Annotated in this window: 18 protein-coding genes, 1 other RNA gene and 2 pseudogenes; 12 read left to right on the forward strand and 9 right to left on the reverse strand. The window is 70.8% G+C overall.

The window, feature by feature from the left end:
* Positions 1-453 precede the first annotated feature (453 nt).
* Positions 454-1,554 carry a hypothetical protein gene (locus F1615_RS16085; RefSeq protein WP_149549827.1) on the forward strand — a complete coding sequence of 367 codons (1,101 nt, stop codon included), beginning with the start codon at positions 454-456 and terminating at the stop codon, positions 1,552-1,554.
* Here F1615_RS16085 and F1615_RS16090 read toward each other — a convergent pair.
* Positions 1,530-2,165: a hypothetical protein gene (locus tag F1615_RS16090; protein WP_149549669.1), complete on the reverse strand. Its 636-nt coding sequence runs from the start codon at positions 2,163-2,165 to the stop codon at positions 1,530-1,532. The two genes, F1615_RS16085 and F1615_RS16090, sit on opposite strands and share 25 nt — an antisense overlap.
* Before the next feature lie 48 nt (positions 2,166-2,213).
* Between F1615_RS16090 and F1615_RS16095 the strand changes: the two genes are divergently transcribed.
* The 6 genes from F1615_RS16095 to F1615_RS16120 all read left to right on the forward strand — a co-directional run bounded on the left by F1615_RS16095 (position 2,214) and on the right by F1615_RS16120 (position 10,552).
* Positions 2,214-3,194, forward strand: coding sequence for an IS5 family transposase (locus tag F1615_RS16095; RefSeq protein WP_425385644.1), 981 nt, complete (start codon positions 2,214-2,216; stop codon positions 3,192-3,194).
* Positions 3,195-3,333: 139 nt separating this feature from the next.
* Positions 3,334-3,975 carry an RNA polymerase sigma factor gene (locus tag F1615_RS16100; protein ID WP_149549670.1) on the forward strand — a complete coding sequence of 214 codons (642 nt, stop codon included), beginning with the start codon at positions 3,334-3,336 and terminating at the stop codon, positions 3,973-3,975.
* The gene (locus F1615_RS16105; RefSeq protein WP_149549671.1) at positions 3,972-4,973 is read left to right on the forward strand and encodes a CU044_5270 family protein; all 1,002 of its coding nucleotides are present in this window, start codon (positions 3,972-3,974) and stop codon (positions 4,971-4,973) included. The genes F1615_RS16100 and F1615_RS16105 overlap by 4 nt, the downstream gene beginning before the upstream one ends.
* A gap of 180 nt (positions 4,974-5,153) precedes the next feature.
* Positions 5,154-5,828 (forward strand): peptidase inhibitor family I36 protein, encoded by a 675-nt coding sequence (locus F1615_RS16110; protein WP_167533767.1) that lies wholly within the window; start codon positions 5,154-5,156, stop codon positions 5,826-5,828.
* Between the two features lie 504 nt (positions 5,829-6,332).
* Positions 6,333-10,070, forward strand: coding sequence for an SGNH/GDSL hydrolase family protein (locus F1615_RS16115; protein WP_244328761.1), 3,738 nt, complete (start codon positions 6,333-6,335; stop codon positions 10,068-10,070).
* Between the two features lie 80 nt (positions 10,071-10,150).
* Positions 10,151-10,552 (forward strand): hypothetical protein, encoded by a 402-nt coding sequence (locus tag F1615_RS16120; RefSeq protein ID WP_149549673.1) that lies wholly within the window; start codon positions 10,151-10,153, stop codon positions 10,550-10,552.
* Positions 10,553-10,612: 60 nt separating this feature from the next.
* On the opposite strand, the gene F1615_RS16125 is transcribed toward F1615_RS16120, so the two are convergent.
* The 5 genes and pseudogenes from F1615_RS16125 to F1615_RS16145 form a co-directional block, all read right to left on the reverse strand.
* On the reverse strand, positions 10,613-11,341 hold the full coding sequence (locus F1615_RS16125) for an asparaginase domain-containing protein (protein ID WP_244328762.1): 729 nt from the start codon (positions 11,339-11,341) through the stop codon (positions 10,613-10,615).
* 280 nt (positions 11,342-11,621) lie between these two features.
* An RNA gene (gene rnpB / locus F1615_RS16130) (RNase P RNA component class A) lies at positions 11,622-12,029 on the reverse strand.
* A gap of 67 nt (positions 12,030-12,096) precedes the next feature.
* Positions 12,097-12,924 (reverse strand): annotated as a pseudogene (locus tag F1615_RS37115) (DMT family transporter); the annotation flags it as partial.
* A gap of 19 nt (positions 12,925-12,943) precedes the next feature.
* A pseudogene (locus F1615_RS16140) lies at positions 12,944-13,776 on the reverse strand (AraC family transcriptional regulator).
* A gap of 24 nt (positions 13,777-13,800) precedes the next feature.
* Positions 13,801-13,986: a hypothetical protein gene (locus F1615_RS16145; RefSeq protein WP_425385645.1), complete on the reverse strand. Its 186-nt coding sequence runs from the start codon at positions 13,984-13,986 to the stop codon at positions 13,801-13,803.
* Positions 13,987-14,002: 16 nt separating this feature from the next.
* Here F1615_RS16145 and F1615_RS16150 point away from each other — a divergent pair, with 16 nt between their 5' ends.
* The 5 genes from F1615_RS16150 (at position 14,003) to eda (ending at position 17,558) form a co-directional block, all read left to right on the forward strand.
* A complete protein-coding gene (locus F1615_RS16150) occupies positions 14,003-14,758 on the forward strand; it encodes a MerR family transcriptional regulator (protein WP_149549674.1) in 756 nt (251 codons plus the stop codon).
* A gap of 47 nt (positions 14,759-14,805) precedes the next feature.
* Positions 14,806-15,363 (forward strand): hypothetical protein, encoded by a 558-nt coding sequence (locus F1615_RS16155; RefSeq protein WP_149549830.1) that lies wholly within the window; start codon positions 14,806-14,808, stop codon positions 15,361-15,363.
* Positions 15,364-15,391: 28 nt separating this feature from the next.
* The gene (locus F1615_RS16160; protein ID WP_149549675.1) at positions 15,392-16,051 is read left to right on the forward strand and encodes a TetR/AcrR family transcriptional regulator; all 660 of its coding nucleotides are present in this window, start codon (positions 15,392-15,394) and stop codon (positions 16,049-16,051) included.
* Positions 16,052-16,078: 27 nt separating this feature from the next.
* Positions 16,079-16,861, forward strand: a complete 783-nt coding sequence (yaaA, locus tag F1615_RS16165; protein WP_149549676.1) for a peroxide stress protein YaaA — start codon at positions 16,079-16,081, stop codon at positions 16,859-16,861.
* A gap of 64 nt (positions 16,862-16,925) precedes the next feature.
* Positions 16,926-17,558, forward strand: coding sequence for a bifunctional 4-hydroxy-2-oxoglutarate aldolase/2-dehydro-3-deoxy-phosphogluconate aldolase (gene eda, locus F1615_RS16170; protein WP_149549677.1), 633 nt, complete (start codon positions 16,926-16,928; stop codon positions 17,556-17,558).
* Here the strand turns inward: eda and F1615_RS16175 are convergent.
* Genes F1615_RS16175 through F1615_RS16180 form a run of 3 tightly spaced genes read right to left on the reverse strand, consistent with a single transcriptional unit; the run spans position 17,555 to position 20,882 of the window.
* Entirely contained in the window at positions 17,555-19,273 is a 1,719-nt protein-coding gene (locus F1615_RS16175) for a bifunctional RNase H/acid phosphatase (protein WP_208818331.1), read from the reverse strand. The two genes, eda and F1615_RS16175, sit on opposite strands and share 4 nt — an antisense overlap.
* A gap of 11 nt (positions 19,274-19,284) precedes the next feature.
* Positions 19,285-20,028 carry a zinc ribbon domain-containing protein gene (locus tag F1615_RS35940; protein ID WP_208818338.1) on the reverse strand — a complete coding sequence of 248 codons (744 nt, stop codon included), beginning with the start codon at positions 20,026-20,028 and terminating at the stop codon, positions 19,285-19,287.
* Complete coding sequence (locus F1615_RS16180; protein WP_149549679.1) at positions 20,025-20,882, reverse strand: Nif3-like dinuclear metal center hexameric protein; 858 nt, start codon at positions 20,880-20,882, stop codon at positions 20,025-20,027. The genes F1615_RS35940 and F1615_RS16180 overlap by 4 nt, the downstream gene beginning before the upstream one ends.
* Positions 20,883-21,052: the final 170 nt, after the last annotated feature.

Consider the following 21,052-nt stretch of genomic DNA (forward strand, 5'->3'; position numbering starts at 1 on the left):
GGTGCGGAAATACAGCCGATCGTGAAGGTTCCGTGATAGCGGCCCGCGGAGAGCGGCAGACGAGTCGCCACTCCCGTTCCCTCACCCGGTGGCAGCCGGATCACGCGGCATCGCGCGCGGCCTCCTATCTTGCCAGTCTCGGCGCGCCTTGCGCCCGGGCCGGGTTCACATTCCGTGACAGCATGGTTACTTCGCGTCGCGAACGGAAAGAAAGCCGTCCCTCGCTGTGAACAAAGGGATAACCGCGGCGGAAGCGGGTCACATCCCGTGACGCCGAGATGGTGGCCGGGACCGGTTCTGCGGCGGGGACGCGGTCTTGTGGCCGTCTTTTCACGGCTCTGACAGTGAGACCGAGCGGGGCGTCCTGATGCCGTGAGGGGGGATCTCGTGGGGGCAGGGACGGGAGCCGGGACCGGGGCCATCGATGAACTACTGCGGGACCGTTTGCTGATCATGGTCAACGACCGATCGGCGAACGAGGTTCTCCCTTATGTTCCCGCTCGTTCGGGCGGGCTGGTGCTGACGGGCGCCGACGCCCCCGCGCGGTGCAGGGCCATCCGCAACGCCTACCCGGGGACGGTCGTGGTCATGGACCACGAGAGCCACACACGGCGGACCGGCACGGCTGACACCCCCTTCGGGCTCAAGACGGTCCACGGCTGGCGCGACCTGGATCTCGCCGGGCTCGACGAAATCCTGGACGGTCAGCGCGACAACAGGGCGTCCTGTGCCGTGACACCGACGTGCTTCATACCCGCCGAAGAGGCGGAAGGCGCACCGGTGCTCGCTGCTGTGATCGCTCAGGCGAACCAGCTGCGTCGCGACGACACGGTGGTGTTGCTGCCATGCAGCTGGCGATGGTTGCGCCGTTCGGCCTTGCTGCTCCTCGCCGGGCAGATCCGGGCCTGCCGACATCCGGTGGCACTGATCATGCAGGCGGACAGCGACCCGCTGGAGCGTGATCAGGCCGCCGAGGGACTGCGTCAGCTGTGCCGTTCCTGCCCTCGGCTCATGCTGTGGCGGACCGACCTGGCCGCCTTCGACGCAATGGCGCATGGGGCGCTGGGTGCGGCGGTCGGAGTTGCGGCCGTGCTGCGGCACGGTGTGGCGCCGCGGCCGGGAAACGGAGGTGGCGGGCACAAGCCGTATCCGGTCGTCCTGGTACGGCGCCTGCTGCGCTACCACCGGGTGGCAACGCTGCAGGACTGGTTCGCCCACGTCGCTCCGTGGACCTGCGACTGCGCGGTGTGCAAGGGAGCGGCACTCACCCGCTTCACGGACCGCGAAGCCGATGTGATCGCCGCCCTGCAACACAGCGTCTGCGAACTGTACGCACTGCACGAAGAGTTGGACGTGACACTGACCGGCGACGAACGCATCGGCTGGTGGCGCCAGCAGCTCGCGGACGCCTGGGAGTACCACCGCCTACTGGCCTCCCGAACGGGGACGGATATTCCGTTTCCGAAGGTTCTCCAGTCCTGGCGGCGCCCGAGTCCGATGGCGCTGCCCGGAGTCGAGGAGCAGCAAGGTCAGCAGCGGTCCGGGCCGAGCTGACGCCAGGCCTGCTCATGGAATAACCACTGAGCCGCGGAGTGCCGCTCGGGCCGGTAGGGGGCGGGTTCGAGCAGCCATGACAGCGATCCCGTCGGCTCGTGCGTGGCGACGCCGACGCCGTAGAAGCGGGCCTTGAGGAGGAGCAGGTCCAGGTCGGGGTCAGGCCCTCGTTCCGGCGCACGGTGCGATACGACGATCCCGCGGGCGCAGAACGGCGCGAACTGCGAGGCGTCACGGACGGCGGCGTCCCACTCACGGGAGGAGACACCGTGCGGCCCGTGCACGAGGACCAGCTCAACACGGGCGGCGGGCACGAGACGCCGCACGACGACGCCCGGCTCTTCCTCCCCCAGGTCCGCGACGCCGGGCGGTGCGGTGTGCAGCGTCCGCAGGGCGTGGGCGTCGAGCGAGGACTGCGGTACCGGCAGGTCCACAGGCAGGTCCTGGAGAACGGCGAGCAGCGCCCGGCTGTCGACGGCACCGAGGCCGGCTGAGGAGCGGCGGCGAGCCTCGTCGGTGAAAACGGTGACGGCGGCCTGCACCTGCTGTCCGCGCAGTCTGAGCCCGACGAGCGCCTGCTCGGCCAGCAGCATGTCTCGTGTCCTCGTCATGGTCGGGCGAGTGGGTGGGCCGGGTGCGGTCGGTAGTCGCGTGCCTCTGTGTCTATCAGTCCCGCCCGCCGCGAGCACATCCGCCGGTGGTATCCACCCACACGACTCCTCTCCGCTCTAGGATGCGGCCTCGTCAGGCGGCCCTGCGGACGACTTCCGGCGTCAGCAGGGGTTCCTCCTCCACGGGAGCCGTGCCGGCGCCAAGGACTCCGCGAAGGCGGCGAGCACGGTCACGTCGGCGCGGGCAGCTGCTGTACCGGAGGAACGGGCATACGGTGGCGGACCCGGACCGGTGCTCCGTGGCGGGACGTGCCCGAACGTTATGGGCCGTGGGACCGGGTCTATGACCTGTTCCGGCGCTGGCAGCAGAATGGCACCTGGGCAAGGATCCTCACCCAGCAACAGGCCGAGGCGGACGCGAAGGGCCTGATCACCTGGGAGGTCAACGTCGACTCCACCGTCTGCCGGGCCCACCAGCACGCCGCCGGGGCGGTGAAAAGGGGGCCCAAAAAGGAGCCGCCCGGCGGGATCTTGGTCGAGCCGGCCGACCACGGCCTCGGACGCTCCCGCGGCGGACTGACCAGCAAAATCCACCTCGCGGTCGAGCAGGGCCAGAAACCCTTGTCGGCGGTGATCACGGCCGGGCAGCGGGGCGACTCCCCACAGTTCGAGCCCGTCCTGGACGCAATCCGGGTTCCGAGGCTGGGGCTCGGCAGACCGCGCAAGCGCCCGGACCGGGTCCGGGCCGACAAGGCGTACGACTCCCGCAGCAACCGTTCCTACCTGCGCAGACGCGGGATCAAGGCCACCACTCCGGTGCCGGCGGACCGAGTCCGCAACCGCCTCAAGCGCGGATCACGCGGCGGGCGGCCGCCGAAGTTCGACAAGGACGACTACAAGCAGCGGCATGCCGTCGAGTGCGGGATCAACCGCCTCAAGCGCCACCGGGCCGTCGCCACGAGGTACGACAAACTCGCCGCCCGCTACGAAGAGACCGTGCTGGTCGCAGCCGCCAACGAGTGGCTGTGACCAGCACTTTCACAGCAGACCCTAGTGGCGCAACCCGCTGAGGGACGTCTGCGCCGCCCGGCACCACGTCGGGCAAGCCGGTTCTGCAACTGCTCGAACGCGAGGTGGAACCGATGCGGCTGTGCGGACACTTGTTGCTGTGGACTTCCTATTGCATGAACGGGTCCGGTCTGGCGATCGGACGGCGTTCGCTGAGATTTTCGACGAGCATGCGCGTGTCGTCTATGCCCATGCGATCAGGACGACGGGTGACTGGGCCCTCGCTGAGGACGTCATGTCCCTCACCTTCTTGGAGGCCTGGCGGCTGCGCGACAAGCTGCGCGAGGAAGTCAGAAGCGTCCGGGCGTGGCTCTTGGGCATTGCGACCAACGTGATGCGCAACACCGCCCGGGCGGCACGTCGGCACCGGGAGGCGATGTCCCGTCTACCACCGCCGGAAGCGTTACCTGACTTTTCGGACGAAATCGTTGGTCAGATGGCCGACGCTGAGCGGCTGGCTGCAGCAGCCCGAGCGTTGAAACGTCTGAAGAGAACTGAGCGCGAGGTCTTCACTCTGGTCGTCTGGTCCGATCTAGGGTATGCCGCGGCTGCTGAGGCGTTAGGGATTCCGGTAGGCACCGTACGTTCCCGGCTCTCTCGGGCGAGAGAGAAGCTGCGCCGGCTCGTCGAGGAGGAGCTTGCACCAGATCCGCATGGTGTGGAACCGCGGACTGACAGCGGACACATATTGCAGAGGGAGGGGACCTCAGCCCGCCCGTCCCACAGGAGGAGTGCACGATGAGCCTGGAACAGCGCGAACAGTCCGAGCGTGAGCAGGCGAGCCGGATGCTGCCCCCGACTCCCTATCCGGAGCCGCCAGCCGGACGAGTGGAAGCCCGTCGTGCTCACTTCCTGACCGAGATCGACCGGCAGGCGCGATCTCGCTCTCCCCGTCGGGTGTCGCGGTCGAGAGGGCGCTGGGGGCTGGCGGTGGGCGCGGCAATGGCCGCCGGAGCGGCCGTCGTCGTTCTCACTCTCGACTTCGGCTCGTCTGACGCTCCGCTGAACACGCCACCGGCTTCGGCGGCGTCGGTCGAACTGCTGGAGAGAGCGGCACTGGCCGCCGCTACGACGCCGCAGACGAAGGTGCGCACCGGCCAGTACTCGTACGTCAAGACGGTCGGCCACACGTCGGCGCTCTCCGAGACCAAGTCCGGCGATATGCAACTGCTCCGCGAGAGCGAGGCCATGGAGCAGTGGACCTCGGTCGACGGCAGTGAGCGGACTCTGCAGCGCAAGGACGGCAGGGACAACCTGCTGCCGGAAACTCCCGGTCGAGGCAGTCTGAACGCACCGACCTACGACTTCCTGGCTGCCTTGCCGACCGACCCTGACGCCCTGCTGAAGCAGATCCGCGACGACGCCCAGAAGAATCACGGAGCCGGTTCCGACTCCACGACGGGCCCGGACCAGGAAGCGTTCGTAACGATCGGCGACCTGCTGCGCAGCGGGGTGACTCCACCCGATACCGCTGCGTCCCTCTACCGGGCTGCCGCGCTTATTCCTGGAGTCGACATCGTCCCCGACGTCGTCGACGCGGCAGGCCGGAAGGGGGTTGCCGTCGCCCGAACACACGAGGGCGAACGCACTGAGTGGATCTTCGACAAGAGCACGGCCCGACTGCTGGGGGAGCGCACAGTCCTCGTGGAGGACAACGCCTGGGGCGAGGCGGGCACCGTCGTCACCTCCGTCGCCGTCACCAACAGCGGCATCGTCGACGGGGCAGGGCGAACTCCCTAGAAGACCGAAGGGCTCTGCAACGCAGAGCAGTACACCGATGACAGCGAGCATGCAAGGTCGAACATCCGGACGAGTGTGATCGGGAATCCGACATCCTCGATCACACCCGCACTCAAGTCCCGCAGCATGCTGTGGGATCCCTGTGATGCACCAACACACAACCATCACAGGAGTAACAGCATGCGCCGTGCACGCGTCCTCGTCCCGGTCGTTGCCGCCCTCTGCGCCTTAGCCACGAGCGCGACAAGCGCAGCGGCAGCACCCGAGCCCACCGCCATACCTGAGGTCGGGCTCGCCACGCCGGCCGAGGAAGCTGCGCTGCAGCAGCAGCTCGCCGAGACCAAGCCGGTGATCGCCACCTACAACGGCAAGAAGATAAACCTGGCCGACGGCTGGCAAGGGGCGCAGGCCTGTTCCGAAGTGCCGAGCGGTGAGGTCTACTGCTTCGACACTACCGAGGAAGCGGATCAGGCACTGGCTGAAATCGCCCCTGCAGCAGCGAGAGGTTCCAGCGGCAACATGGCGTCAGCGAAGGCCAGCGGCGAGTTCGGTCCCACGGCCTACACCGACTGCTATCAGGGGTGGGTCTGCCTGTGGGAGCACTCGGACTACACAGGCCGTCGACTCCAGTGGTCCGCCAGTGGGACGAAGCAGCTCGGGGACTGGGACTTCCGGGACAAGGCCAGCTCGGGCTGCGTGACCCGCTACCAGGGCGGTGTGCTGGCCTACGACGCCCGAACAGGCCTGCCCGACCCGTACATGACCCTGGCGGCCCGCTACTGCTACAAGTTCTCCACCGCCAGCTACCCGACCGGTGGCACCTTCAACGACAAGGTCGATTACATCACCATGTGACCCGCCGAGGGCGAAGTCGCCTCGCGCTCACACGCCCTGCTCGAGGGTGCCTGAGAGGTAAGTGTCCGGGCTGCTTCAAGCCGCCGCCCCACACTCCCGGTCGGCCTCAGCGTTCCAATCTCCTGAGGCCGACGGTGCCACCGCCGGCCGCCCTTCCGGCGGGCGCGGGCAGTCCTCGCCGATGCGCTTCATCACGGTCGAGCCGACCGCCGCAGCCTCTCAGATCTGTGAAGACCGAGTCGGCTCACCCTCTTGCATCCTGCAACCCAGCACTGGAGTAGGTAGTTGAGAGTCCATAGATTAGCTCGTGGGATCGCTGGCCTGGCGGCCACTGCGGTCCTGACCGGGCTCGTACACGTAGCGCCGGCGGTCGCCGATACCAGCCCTCCCGGCTCAAAACCGTCGCCGAAGCCATCCGCCAATCCGTCGTCCGAGCCGCCGACGCGCGTACCGGATCCTGGTCAGAAGCTTGGGAAGAACTGGAAGACCTCGGCGGACCGGGTCGTGACCACCGCGGCGGACAATGGAGGCCTGAAGGTCCTCGTAGCGGACAGCAGGGACGCCTACCAGTGGCGGACCGTCGCCACCCTGGCGGAGCCCGGCATGCCGGCGGACTCGTGGATCGGCAACTCCTGCGCCATCGACCGCGATCATGCCGCGGTCGTGTACGCGCCGCGCACGTTCACGAACAAGCCGGATCTGATGCAGGGCGGGGCGTTCACCGCAGTCATCGACCTAAAGTCGGGCCAGGTGACGAAACTACCCTTCACCGGCTCGCTGGCCTACTTCGACCCGTCGTGCAACCCCGAGACCCGGACGGCCGCGTTCACCGCGTTCCGCGACAGCAAGACCCGGCTCATCACCGTCGACACCAGCGGCAAAACGACCACCGATACCACGGTCACCGGTCAGATCACCTCCGCCGTCCCCACGAAGGACGGTCTCGTCGCCGCACACGGCCGTCACCTGGTACACGTCGACCCCAGGAGCAGAAACATCCGGAGGCTGGCCGCCGCAAAGGGTGTGCCGTTCGACATCCGCCCCACCCGTACGGGAATCGCCTTCCTCGACCGCAACGGCAGCACAGCCCGTGCCAAGCTGTGGAACGGCCGGGGCACGCCGTCGACGCTCGCGTCGGGCAAGCTCGGAGACCTGGCCCTCGAACAGGGCAGTGAAGGCCGGGCGTTCCTCACCGGGAACACGACGGACGCGAAGCTCGCAGGCACCGCGGTGAAGCGCCTGGACGTTCGGGCGGATTCGGATGTGTCCAGCCACGGTCGACTGGCCGTCGAACCCGTGCTCATGCCCGGCGTGCGTGCAGGCCTGAACCGGATCGGGAACGCGGGCAAGGGCTTCACCAAGGCCGAACCCTCGCCCCGGGCGCACACCTCCCAGGACCCCACCGACGGAGACCCCGCGGCGCCCACCATCACCAGTGTCGCGACGGCAACCGGTGAGAAGATCACCCAGACGGTTGCCGACACCACCAGCGCCACGGGGAAGGAGTCATTCTCTCCAGCCCTGCCCGCAGCCGTGAAGAACGAGCGGACACCCGCCAAGAGCGGACGGGCGGCACAGGCGGCGGCCGACCCGCACAACCCGGTCGACACCGACCGCTGGTGCTCCATCCCACGCAACGACGTCAAGGCGCTCGCCCTCCAGCCGACCCCGAACCAGGTCGAGTGGGCCGTCAACATGGCGATCCGCGGCGAGCTGCGCTCCAAGTGGATCACGCAGGGAGGCTGGCGCTCACAGTTGGGTCTGGCCACCGTCGACCCTCAAGGGCTCTTCCCGGCCCCTGAGCTAAAGGGCGGCGGGCGGATCCCCGCCCAAGTGCTGCTGGGCGTACTCGCCCAGGAATCGAACCTGTGGCAGGCCGAAGGCGGCGCCATCCCGGGCCAGATGGGAAACCCACAAGCGGCGATCGCCGGGTTCTACGGGCACAAGGGGGAGACGTCCGAGGCGTACTGGAGGATCAACTGGAACCAGTCGGACTGCGGCTACGGTGTCGGACAGATCACCGACGGCATGCGCCTCGCCGGCTTCGAAAAACCCGGCGAAACGTCCCTGTCTCCGACCAAGCAGAAGGCCGTGGCCCTGGACTACGCGGTCAACATCGCCGCGTCGATGTACATTCTCGCCGACAAGTGGAACCAGGTGCACACCGCCGGGCAGACCATCACCGTCAACAACGACGACCCATCGAAGCCGGAGAACTGGTTCGCCGCGCTGTGGAACTACAACCTCGGCTTCAACGAGAACAAGGGCGACGGCAAGCCGTGGGGCCTGGGCTGGTACAACAACCCCGCCAACCCCTTCTACCCGCCCTCCCGTCACCCGTTCATGACCGACCCGCGTGACGCCGCCAAGCCCCAGAACTGGCCTTACCAGGAGAAGGTGATGGGCTGGGCCGCCTGGTCCATGGACACCGGCTACTCCTACTCCAGCGACGGACGACAGGACTGGCCCGGCGAGTCCGGCTTCTCCAGCGCCGGGTTCCGCCCCGCCTGGTGGGTCAACCCGGGCCAGCGCGACCGGGTCAAGCCACCACTCGACGCGTTCTGCAACACCACCAACAACTGCAACGCCGCCAACCCACCGGACTGCCCCGACGCCGCGTGCTACGAGAAGTACTGGTGGCGCGGCTCCAACGTGACGTGGAAGCCGAACTGCTCCACCGACTGCGGCAACGAAAGCATCAAGTACGTCACGCTGCGCACAGAGCCCGGCCGCGGCCACCGGCTGAAGTACGGCACGCCGGATTGCGGCGCAGCCCCGGCCGGAGCGCTGATCGTGGAGTCCATCCCCGACAGCACCGACACCTACAGCGACTGCGGATCCTCTGGCACCGACGCCGGCACCTTCCAGTTCACCTTCCACCCCAACCCGGCAGCGACCGGACCAGGCCTGGGCCCGTACGAGGCCAAAGGAGACCTGCACCAGATCGGCGGCGGACACGGCGGCCACTTCTGGTTCACACACACCCGCGACACTGCCCATCTCGGCGGCCCCGGCGCCCGGATGACCATCGACGGCACCTGGACGCTGGGCCGTAGCGTCGAATGGGCCCGCGTCTTCGCGCACATGCCGGACACAGGAGCACATACCCAGCAGGCCCACTACGTGATCAAGGGAGTCGCTGGCGGCGACCGCCACCGCTACATCAACACCCACTTCAGTAAGAACACCTGGGTCGAGCTCGGTGTCTACCGCTTCACCGGTACACCACGAGTGGTGCTGACCAACACCACCGACGACGGCACCGCGGACGAAGATGTCGCCTGGGACGCGGTCGCCTTCCAGCCGCTGTCGGCCAAGCCGAAGCACATGGTCGTCGCCATGGGCGACTCCTACACCTCCGGCGAAGGCGCCGGGTCCTACTCGCCCGAATCCGACCGAGACCACGGAGACAGCGACTGGAACGCCTGCCGGCGCAGCCCGAACGCATGGCCCCGCAAGGTGACTCTCCCAGGCCAGACGAAGATCATCGGCGTACTCGCCGACAGCTTCGATCCGGCACTGGACTTCCAATTCACCGCATGCTCCGGAGCCAAGACCTTCCAAATGACCCAAGGTAACCCCAACGCTTGGGGCCTGGACGGAAACTTCCACGAGAAGACCCAGATCGACTCGGGGGCACTCAGTGAGGACACCACCCTGGTCATGCTGACCATCGGTGGTAACGACGCGCGTTTCGACAACAAGATCCAGACGTGCGTCATGGAGGGGTGCCCCTCCGAGGCCTCGATGAAGGCAGACATCGACAACGCCGTGGCCGAGACCCGCACCGTGCTGGAACAAATCCATGCACTCGCGCCGAACGCGACGATCTCGCTGATGGGCTACCCCTTGCTCTTCAGCCGCACACAGGCCTGCTCGACCTTGGTCAGTGCCTCCCAGCGTGTCATCCTGAACGACATGGCCGAGTACTTCGAGAGCAAGCAGCGCGAGCTCGCGCTCTCGATGAGTGCCTCCAATGTCCGTTACCGGTCCCCGCAGGCGGCGTTCGAGGGCAAGCGGATCTGTGATTCACCGGAAGGTATCAACGGGGTCGTGGCAGGGCCGAACGGCGACGGCGACTTCCACCACGGCGACAAGAACACGCAGCTCTGCTGGTGGTTCACCGGGGACACCTGCCTGAGCCGTGAGAGCTACCACCCGAATCAGGCCGGAACGAGCGCCTACGCACAGGCGTTCATGACAGCCGGCCCCACGTCAGCTGCCACTCGACAGGGCCGGTGAACAGGGACATGTCCCATGGCGGCACCGTGGCGCGGCAGAGCCGTGTCACGGTGCCGTCCCCAGGGTGTCTCGCCGCCATCTTGGTGCCCATCGTCGCGGTCCTGATCGCGGCTTCGGTTCTCATGGTCATGCACTACCGCCAGGAACGCGCGAACGAGCGAAACAAGGCAGAAGCCTTGGATCGGACAGCAGCCCTGGCCCGCTCGTACGCGCGCGACGTGGCGGCAGCCCCGAACGGCTTCCCCGGCCAAGAAGCCGTTCGGGGTATCGCGGAGCGGCACGACGGCAGGCTTCTCTCCTACGCGCGGTCGGAGTACTCGCTGACCACCACCGTCCGCTTCTTCGGAGAGTATGAGGACACGAGCATGTTCGGCGTGTCGCACTCCCGGGCCTACCACTGCTACTCCATCGTGCTCCGGAAAGGGGCCGAGGGCGTACCACAGGCGAGGACGTCTCCGCTGGAAAAGTGCGACGTCATCTGATCCAAGCACTGCGAAGGCAGACCGGATTGCGCACTGGTTGAGTCCGCTCCACGACGTCCCTCAGGCGGGAACCGGCACACCACGTGTGGTCAGCTGCGTCGGTGCTCGGACCGGCCGTGCCTGTGACCCCAGCAGCTGGGACCGAGCGGCCGGGGGGAAGCCGCACGTGTCGGACAGGACGGATCCGTTGCCGATGCGGGAGGCGAGGACCACGGGGATGCGGGACGCCAGCTTGGCGAGCCCTTCGACGAGACGCTCCGGGACGTGGCCGACGCCGAAGGCCGCGACCGCGAGTCCGTCGCGGCTGCCGATCCACAGGTCGAGCAGGGAGCCGTCGTCGCCGAGGGTGACGGTGTAGAGCCCGACGCGCGCCTCGCGGTCGGGGGCGCCGACCAGCGGTCCGCGGGACGGCAGGCGGCCCACCATCCGCACCCGGTTCTCCGCGATCCGCGCGATCGGACCGCTTGCTGGTGAGGTGAAGGCGGCGGGACTGGTGGTGTGGGACTTGCGGACGGTCCGGGCAGAGTGGACCTCATCGCCGAGTACGACGAGGCAGCCGGCGCCGCTGAGTCCGGGGTCGGCAGCGGCCAGGACGGCGGTGTGAAGGTTGGCCGGACCGTCGGCGCCGGGCAGGGTGGGGTTGCGCATCGCGCCGGTGACGACGACCGGCTGTTCGTGGCCGTGGTAGAGGTCGAGGAGGAAGGCGGTCTCCTCGATGATGTCGGTGCCCTGGGTGACGACGACTCCGTCGACGTCTCCGGTCTCCCCTGCGGACTGCGCCGTCCGCACTGACCTCTTCCTAGACACCTCCCGAAGCGCGGACGGGGGTTTCGCCACGCCGTTGGGTCAGCACGAGGATGCTCGCCCGGCTGCGAACGGCGATGCGTGGCAGTTCCCCGCGGGTCATCCCCCTGCCTCTCCATCCCAGGGACTTTTCAGGGACTTTCAGCGTTGTCCGAGGGACTTCCGAGGGACTTTTCGCGGCCTAACGCGGCAAGCCCTCGAAAGACCGGAAAGGGGCTCCGACGCAGGTCAGAGGCCATTTCCAAGGCAAAGCCGCAGGGGGCGGCAGACGAGTCGGGCTGTACGCCGGGTTCTGTTCCGGCGGGTCCTCGCGGGCCCGCCGGCGACGGCCATCCATCTAGGGCCGGTGTTGCCACCGGCCTCGTGCGGTCTACCCGCGGACTCGGGCGGGCAGCCCTCGGTCGTCCGCGCAGAGACGCTTCCGAAGAGGCGTCTCCTCTTGACCTTGCTCCGGGTGGGGTTTACCTAGCCGCCTGAGTCACCTCAGGCGCTGGTGGTCTCTTACACCACCGTTTCACCCTTACCCGGCGCCGAAGCGCCGGGCGGTTTGCTTTCTGTGGCACTGTCCCGCGGGTCACCCCGGGTGGCCGTTAGCCACCACCCTGCCCTGTGGAGCCCGGACGTTCCTCGGGAAGCCCCGCAAGGGACTCCACGCGGCCGCCCGCCCGGCTCGTCTGCCGTGTGGACCATGGTACCGGGCGTGAGCGGGGCTTCGGCGCGGCGGCCGTCGCCAGGACCGAGCCGGTGAGGATCAGGGCGAAGGCGGCCAGCACGGGCGCGGTCAGGGGTTCGTCCAGGAAGAGCGCGCCGGCCGCGACCGCGACCGCCGGATTGACGTAGGTGATCACCGAGGCGCGGATCGGGCCGGCCTCCTTGATCAGTTCCAGGAAGGCCACGAAGGCCACCGCCGTGCAGACCACGCCGAGGGCGGCCAGGGCGGCGAGGGTGCCGGCCGAGGGCAGGGCCGCCGGGCGGGTCGCGAGGGCAGCGGGGGCGTGGACGAGGGCGGCCAGGGCCAGGCAGGGCGTGATGAGGTGCAGCGTGGGGACGTCCTTGAGGTGGCGGTCGGCGATCAGGGGGGCCGTGGCGTAGCCGACCACCGTCACCAGGACCTCCGCGAGGGACAGGGCGTCGCCGCCGGTCAGGTGGGGGACGGTGAGGACGCCGACGCCGCCGAGGCCGAGCGCGAGGCCCGTGATCCGGCGGGCGCCCAGCGACTCCGCGGCGCCGAAGAAGCGGGCCAGCAGGACGCCGGCGATCGGCACGCCCGCGATCAGCAGGCCCGCCGTGGAGCTGGACAGGTGGCGTTCGGCGTCGGTCAGGGTGTACCAGGGGCCGACGATCTCGATGACCGCGAACGCCAGCATCGGCTTCCAGTACGTCCGCACGGTGCGGGCCAGACCGGGCTGCCGCAGGGCGAAGGGGAGCAGGAGCAGGACGCCGAGGGCGCAGCGGGTGAACACCACCGCCGACGGGGACACCTCGTCCACCGCCACCTTGATCATCAGATAGGGGATGCCCCAGACCACTCCCATCAGGGAGAACAGGAACCAGCCGCGTGCAGTCATGCGGTGAGTGTCGGCCGGTTCAGGGCGCGGCGTCTTGAACGCTGTTGCGGTACGCCGCCGGGGTCACCCCGAGCACGCGGCGGAACCAGCGGGTCAGGTGCGCCTGGTCGGCGAAGCCGACGAGGCCGGCCACCTCGGCGGGGCGCAGTCCGGTGTCGAGCAGGGCGCGGGCCCGGGTGACCCGGTACTGGGCGAGCCAGGCGTAGGGGGGCACCCCCATCGTCGTACGGAACGCGCGGAGCAGCTGGTAGCGGGAGAGGCCGAGGTCGGCGGCGAGTGCGGCGAGGGAGGGCGGGGCGAGCAGTTCGTCGGCGAGGCGGTCGCGGACGGCGAGGGCGACGGGACCGGCTCCGGGGACGGTGTCGTCGCTCGCGCGGGCGTCGAGTGGCGGCGGGTGAGGGCGGTGAGCAGCCACGGCAGGCGTGACTCCGCCTCCACGGGGTCGGGGTGGGCGCTGAGGTCGGTGTGGGCGCGGCGCAGGGCGGCGGCGAGCTCCGGGTCGTGGAGGACGGGCTCGCGGAAGTGCGGCAGGCCGGTGCCGAGGGTGCCGTCGGTGAGGAGGGCGGGGGCCGCGTAGAGGGCGCGGTAGGAGTAGCCGTCGGGGGCGGCGGGGCCGCCGGTGTGCATCTCGCCGGCCTCGAGGACGACGATCGAGCCGGGCCCGGAGTGGATACGGCCACCGCGGTAGGCGATGACCTCGAGGCCGCCGACGGTGACCCCGACCGTGAACTCGTCGTGCGCGTGCGGGGCGTACTCGTGCCGGCTGAAGCGGGCGGTCAGCAGGTCGAGCGGAGGACCGCACCGCCCGAGCCGCGCCCTGGTCCAGCGGGCCTGTTCCCGTACGTCCGCCACCTCGCACCCCCGGCCCACAGGGGATCAGAGGAAGTCGCCGGTGTCCAGGTCGAAGGCGAAGGGCTCGGGGAGGGCGATCGGCTTGCCGGAGGGGCGGGTGCACCGCTCGCGGTACTCGTCCCGTTCCAGGTCGCTGAACAGCGTGATCGCGGGGGCTCCGCCGTCGCCGTCAGGCGCCGCGGCGTTCGCTTGACCTTGTCGCGGCGTCAACGTTTCTACTGGGGGCATGCGGATCGGAGAACTCGCCGCCGTCGTCGGTGTCACCACGCGGGCGGTGAGGCACTACCACCATCTGGGGTTGCTGCCCGAGCCGGAGCGGCTGGGCAACGGGTACCGGGACTACACCCTGCGGCACGCGGTCGTACTGGCGCGGGTCAGGCGGCTGACCGAGCTGGGGCTGGGGCTGGCCGAGGTGCGGGACGTACTCGCGGACGATGCCGGGAAGGACCTCGCCGAGGTGCTGACGGAGCTGGACGAGGATCTGGCGCGGCAGGAGGAGGCGATCCGGGACCGGCGCGCGCGGCTGCGGGCGTTGCTGGAGTCGGAGGGCGGGCCGGCCGCCGAGGGGCCGGTCTCCCCCGAACTGGCCGGGCTGTTCCACGAGATGGGGAACGTCACCGACTCCCCCATGGCCGCCAAGGACCGCGAGCTGCTCGCGCTCATCGAGACGTCCGCGCCGCCGGAGGAGCGGGAGCGCCTGATGGGGCTGCTCGGCGGGGTGGTCGGGGCTCCGGGCGGGGTGGAGCGGGCCGTGACCGTGTACCGCCTGCTCGATGCGCTCGCCGAGGTCGAACCGGACGATCCGCGGGTGGAGGAGGCCGCCCGGGCCCTCGCCGCGTGCGTGCCCGCCGAACTGGTGCCGGAGGGGGTGGGCCTCGACGAGGGCGACGGCTTCCTGCGGGCCTTCTACGCCGACTTCGCTCCCGCCCAGGCGGAGGCGATCCGGCGGACGCTGCGGATCGTGGCGGGAGGCGGGTCGTGAGGGCCGTACGGGTGGGCTGGGCGCTGGCCCGGCACGAGCTGCGGCTGATGGCCGGCCTGGGGTTGTGGCTGGTGCGGCGCACGCACGGCACCGGCGGCGGCAGGGCCTTCGGGTACGCGGGCGGTCAGGCGGCCATGATGTTCGGGTTCGCGTTCGTGTGCGCGGTCGAGACGGTGGCGATGTCCGTGCTGCTGAGCGACTGGCCGGCGGTGCACGCGGTGGTGCTCGTCCTGGACGTGTACACCGTCGTCTTCGTCGTCGCGCTGCACGCGGCGTCCGTCGTCCGTCCCCATGTCCTCGGCCCGGACGAGCTGCGGGTCCGCCGGGCCGTGCACGTCGACCTGCGGATACCGCTGGACCGGATCGCCTCGGTCCGGCGTGAGCTGCGGACGACGCCGGAGCGGGCCGAGGGCGAACTCGATCTCGCCGTCGGCTCGCAGACGACCGTCACGGTCGAGCTCGCCGAGCCGGTCACCCACGTCACCCTCCTCGGCCGCCGCCACGAGCTCCGCGTGGTCCGTTTCCACGCGGACGACTCCGACGGGCTGGTGCGTGCCCTCGGCGCACGGCTCGCTGCACCCCCTCTCTTCGGTGATAGCGTCTAACCGGACAGCTGTCGAAGGGACACGGCACGTGACGGCCAAGGGCAGGGAGGGGCGTACGCCCCGCGAGCGGTACCGGAGCCAGGTGCGCGCGGAGATCAAGGAGCGCGCCTGGGAGCAGATCGCATCGGCGGGAGCGCCGGGTCTGTCGCTGAACGCCATCGCCAAGCAGATGGGCCTGAGCGGCCCCGCGCTCTACCGGTACTTCTCCGGACGCGACGAGCTGATCACGGAGCTGATCCGGGACGCCTACCGCAGCCTCGCCGACGCCTTCCGCGCGGCCGCGGCCCCGGGCGCGGACCTGGAAGGGCTGGGGCACACCCTGCGCGCCTGGGCGCTCGACGACCCCCAGCGCTATTTCCTCGTGTACGGCACACCCGTCCCGGGCTACCACGCCCCCGACGACGTCACCGCCGTCGCGCGCGAGATCATGACGGTCCTCCTCGACGCCGCGCGGCTCGCCGGAGGGCCGGCGGACGGGACGGGTTTCGACGACCACCTCGCCGAGCACCGGCAGTGGGCCGGCGACCACCCCGCGGAACCGGCCGTGCTGCACCGCGCGCTCTCCTTCTGGACCCGCCTGCACGGCGTGCTGTCCCTGGAACTGGCGGGCCACTTCACGGGCATGGGCTTCGACCCCGCCCTGCTCTACGGCGCCGAGCTGGACGGCCTGACGCACGCCGTACCCTGACTGGCGAGCTCTACCGAAGGAGTACGTGTGCTTGTCCTGCTGCCGCCGTCCGAAGGCAAGGCCTCTTCCGGTCGCGGTGCCCCGCTGAAGCCCGAGTCGCTGTCGCTGCCGGGGCTGGCCGCCGCGCGGGAGGCGGTCCTCACCGAACTGGTGGACCTGTGCGCCGGCGACGAGGACAAGGCCCGCGAGGTGCTCGGGCTGAGCGAGGGGCTGCGGGGCGAGGTCGCGAAGAACGCGGAGCTGCGGACCGCCGGGGCGCGTCCCGCCGGGGAGATCTACACCGGGGTGCTGTACGACGCCCTGGGCCTGGCGTCCCTCGACGCGGCGGCGAAGCGGCGGGCCGCGAGGTCCCTGCTGGTCTTCTCGGGGCTGTGGGGCGCGGTCCGGGTCACCGACCGGATCCCCTCCTACCGCTGCTCGATGGGCGTGCGGCTGCCCGGACTGGGGGCGCTGAGCGGGCACTGGCGTGCGCCGATGGCCGAGGTGCTGCCCGAGGCGGCGGGGCGGGGACTGGTCCTCGACCTGCGGTCGGCGGCGTACGCGGCGGCCTGGAAGCCGAAGGGCGAGGTGGCCGGGCGGACGGCGACGGTACGGGTGCTGCACGCGCCGACCCGCAAGGTCGTCAGCCACTTCAACAAGGCGACCAAGGGCCGGATCGTACGGAGTCTGCTGACGGCGGGCGCGGCCCCGAAGGACCCCGCCGAACTGGTGGAGGCGCTGCGCGACCTCGGGTACGAGGTGGAGGCGACGGCGCCGGCCAGGGCGGGGACGGCGTGGGCGCTGGACGTGCTGGTGGACGAGGTGCACTGAGCGCGTATTGCAGGATGCGCAACGGCCTTTGCGCACTGCGCATCGGTGGGGGCAGGATGACGCCATGCGCTCTCCCCTGCCCTCCTCCGTGCTGGATCTCGCCCCCGTCGTGCCCGTGGTCGTCGTCGAGGACGCCGCCGACGCCGTACCGCTGGCGCGTGCGCTGGTGGCCGGGGGGCTGCCCGCGATCGAGGTGACGCTGCGGACCCCGGCCGCGCTCGACGCGATCCGGGCGATCGCCGGTGAGGTGCGGGACGCCGTGGTCGGGGCCGGGACGGTGATCACGCCTGAGCAGGTGGGCGACGCGGTCGCGGCCGGGGCGCGGTTCCTGGTCAGCCCGGGGTGGACGGACGTCCTGCTGGAGGCCATGCGGAGGCCGGGGGTGCCGTTCCTGCCGGGGGTGTCCACCGCTTCCGAAGTGGTGGCACTCCTTGAGCGGGGGGTGCGGGAGATGAAGTTCTTCCCGGCGCAGGCGGCGGGTGGGACGGCGTACCTGAAGTCGCTCGCCGGGCCGCTCCCCCAGGCCCGCTTCTGCCCGACGGGAGGGATCGGCCCCGAGTCCGCGCCGGAGTACCTCGCGCTGCCCAACGTGGGCTGTGTGGGCGGGAGCTGGATGCTTCCGGCGGACGCGGTGGCCGCCCGTGACTGGGCACGGGTCGAGGCTCTGGCCCGCGGGGCGGCGGGGCTGCGGGCCTAACCCTCCTGACGCAGGTGCGAGGTGTCGTTGAACAGGCGGACGCTGGCGTTGCCGTCGGCGTAGTACGCGACCGCGGAGAGTGAGGCGGCCGAGAGCTCCATGCGGAACAGGGCCTCGGGCGGGGCGCCCAGGGCCAGCCGTACGAAGGTCTTGATCGGTGTCACGTGGGTGACGAGCAGGACCGTGCGGTTCGCGTGGGCGGCGATCAGCTTGTCCCGGGTCGCGGCGACCCTGGTGGCGGTGGCCGCGAAGCTCTCGCCGCCGCCGGTGGGTTCGGCGTCCGGGGAGGCCAGCCAGGCGTTCAGGTCCTCGGGGTGGCGTTCGCGGACCTCGCCGAAGGTGAGGCCCTCCCAGGCGCCGAAGTCCGTCTCGCGCAGGCCGTCCTCCACGCTCACGTCGAGGCCGAGGCGGGCGGCGACGATGCCGGCGGTCTCGCGGGTGCGGGCGAGGGGGGAGGCGACGATCGCCTGGACGGTGCCGCGCCGGGCGAGCGCGGCGGCGACCTTCTCGGCCTGCTCACGCCCGATGCCGGAGAGGGAGGGATCACTGCCGCCGCTTCCCGAGAAACGCTTCTGCGGGGTCAGCGGCGTCTCCCCGTGCCGCAGCAGCACGAAGGTGGCCGGCGGCCCCATATCGGCGGGCGCCCACCCGGCACCGGGCGTCGCCACGGCCCGCGCGGCCCGCCCCTCGGCGTCGGCACCGCCTCCGGCCGTCCGTGAGGCGGCTCCCGCCGCCCGGGCAGCCCGGACGTCGGCCTCGGCCTTCGCCGGTCCGCGCCCGCCACCGGCGGCCCCCGAGGCGTCGTCCGCCCCGGCGACCGGCGTCACGGCCCCGGCCCGGTCGACACCGGCACCCGTAGTCCCCCGAGCCGCGGCACCCGCCCCGCCCGCCCGCGCATCGGCGTCCGCACCGGCACCGCCTGCACCCGCACCGGCGGTCCGGGCCGCCGCGCCCTCCGATGCGGCACCCGCCCCCGCGGCCCGCGCGCCGGCGTCCGCACCGGCACCGTGCGCACCGGCACCGGCGGCGCTCCGGGCCGTCCCGTCCTCGGAACCCGCTCCCGCCCCCGCGGCCCGCGCGCCGGCGTCCGTGGCGCCCGGAGTGGCGGCATCGCCGGGCTCGGTGTCCGCCCCTGCGGGCGGCCGGAAGTCAGCGGCGGCGGCGCCGGGTGGTGACGTCAGTGCGGCGCGGACGCGGGCCGCGCCCGCCCTCGCGTCCCCGGGCGGGCCCGACGTCTCGGGCGTCACCGGACGTGCCGCCGGCGTGTCCAGGTCGGCGCGGGAGGTGGTGGGCGACCAGGTGCCGCCCCGCTTGCCCGCGTCCATCGCCTCGTTGGCCAGGCGGTCGGCGTGCTTGTTCCGCTCGCGCGGGATCCACTCGTACGTCACCCGCTCCGGCGGCAGGACAGCCGCCGCCTCCGCCGCGAGCGGCTTCATCGCCGGGTGCTTGATCTTCCAGCGGCCCGTCATCTGCTCGATGACGAGCTTGGAGTCCATCCGGACGTGGACCCGCGCCTGAGGGTCCAGCGCGCGGGCGGCGCGCAGGCCGGCCAGCAGGCCCCGGTACTCGGCGACGTTGTTCGTGGCGACGCCGAGGTACTCGGCCGTCTCCGTCAGGGTCTCCCCCGTCGCCGCGTCGCTCACCACGGCCCCGTAGCCCGCGGGCCCCGGGTTGCCCCGCGACCCGCCGTCCGCCTCGACGATGAACTCCCGCACGCCGAACGCCCCTACAGGCCCGACTCCGACGTGCGCACCAGGATGCGCCGGCAGTTCTCGCAGCGCACCACCGTGTCGGGGGCGGCGGAACGGATCTCGTTCAGCTCGGTGATGGCGAGCTCCTGGCGGCAGCCCTGGCAGGTGCGGGCGTACAGCTTCGCCGCGCCGATGCCGCCCTGCTGCCCGCGCAGCTTGTCGTACAGGCTCAGCAGCGGGGCGGGCACGGAGCCGGCGACGACCTCGCGCTCCTTCGTGATCGAGGCGACCTCGCCGTCGATCTCCTCGACGGCGGCGTCCCGGCGCGCGGTCGCGTCGTCGATCCGCCCCTGCACGGAGCCGACCCGCTCGGTCAGTTCGGCGACCCGCTCCTGCGCGGACTCGCGGCGCTCCATGACCTCCAGGACGACGTCCTCGAGGTCTCCCTGCCGCTTGGCGAGGGAGGTGATCTCGCGCTGGAGGTTCTCCAGGTCCTTGGGCGAGGAGACGGCACCGGAGTCGAGGCGCTTCTGGTCGCGGGCGGCGCGCTGGCGCACCTGGTCGACGTCCTGCTCGGCCTTGGTCTGCTCGCGGGCGCAGTCGCTCTCCTCGGTCTGCGCGGCGACGAGCAGGTCGCGCAGCTGGGTGAGGTCCCGGTTCAGCGACTCGATCTCGGCGTGCTCGGGCAGCGACCGGCGCTTGTGGGCGAGCTGCTGGAGGCGGACGTCGAGGTCCTGGACGTCGAGGAGTCGGATCTGGTCGGCGGACGCGGCGTTCAGTTGGGGGCTCCAGATGTATCGGTGGTGGCGCTGGACGCCGCGTGGGCGGTCCAGGGGTCGGTGACCGTCCTGGAGACGTGGACCCTCAGGTCCCACCCGTGACGGTCGGAGATCTCGTCGAGCTGGGCTGCGGCCAGCTCGCACCAGGGCCATTCGGTGGCCCAGTGCGCCGCGTCGAGCAGCGCGAGGGGGCTCTGGGCGCGGGCCTCGGACGCCGGGTGGTGGCGCAGGTCCGCGGTGAGGAAGGCGTCCACGCCGGCGGCCCGGACGTGGTCGAACAGGCTGTCGCCGGAGCCGCCGCTGACGGCGACCGTGCGGACGGGCGCGTCCGGGTCGCCGGCGACGCGGATGCCCTGCGCGGTCGCGGGGAGCCGTTCGGCGGCGCGGGCCGCGAGTTCGCGGACGGTCAGCGGATGGTCGAGCTCGCACACGCGGCCCAGTCCGCGGCGGCCCTCGGGGTCGGACGGGTCCGGCACGAGGGGTCCGACGACCCTGAGGTCCAGCGCGCCGGCGAGGGCGTCGGAGACGCCCGGGTCGGCGGTGTCGGCGTTGGTGTGGGCGACGTGCAGCGCGATGTCGTTCTTGATGAGGGTGTGCACCACGCGGCCCTTGAAGGTGGAGGCCGCGACCGTGGTCGTGCCGCGCAGGTAGAGCGGGTGGTGGGTGACGAGCAGGTCGGCGTCCAGCTTCACCGCCTCGTCGACGGTCTCCCGGACCGGGTCGACGGCGAACAGGACCCGCGTGACCTCCTGGTCGGGCTCGCCCACGACGGTGCCGACCGCGTCCCAGGACTCGGCCCGCTCGGCGGGCCACAGGTTCTCCAGCGCGGCGATGACTTCTGACAGACGGGGCACGGTTGCAAGGCTACCTGGCTGTTTCGCACGGCAGTACCGGCTCCGGGGAGCACAGCCCCCTCCCCTTCCTCAGGTGAATCGTTCCTGGAGCACCCTTACGTGTGAAGCGGGGGCCCACCCGTCCCCGGCCCGCGGAGGTGAAAACTACCGTTCGTCACCGGAGGTGACCG

This window comes from Streptomyces marokkonensis, from assembly GCF_008312835.1.
Classification (GTDB): Bacteria; Actinomycetota; Actinomycetes; order Streptomycetales; family Streptomycetaceae; genus Streptomyces; species Streptomyces marokkonensis_A.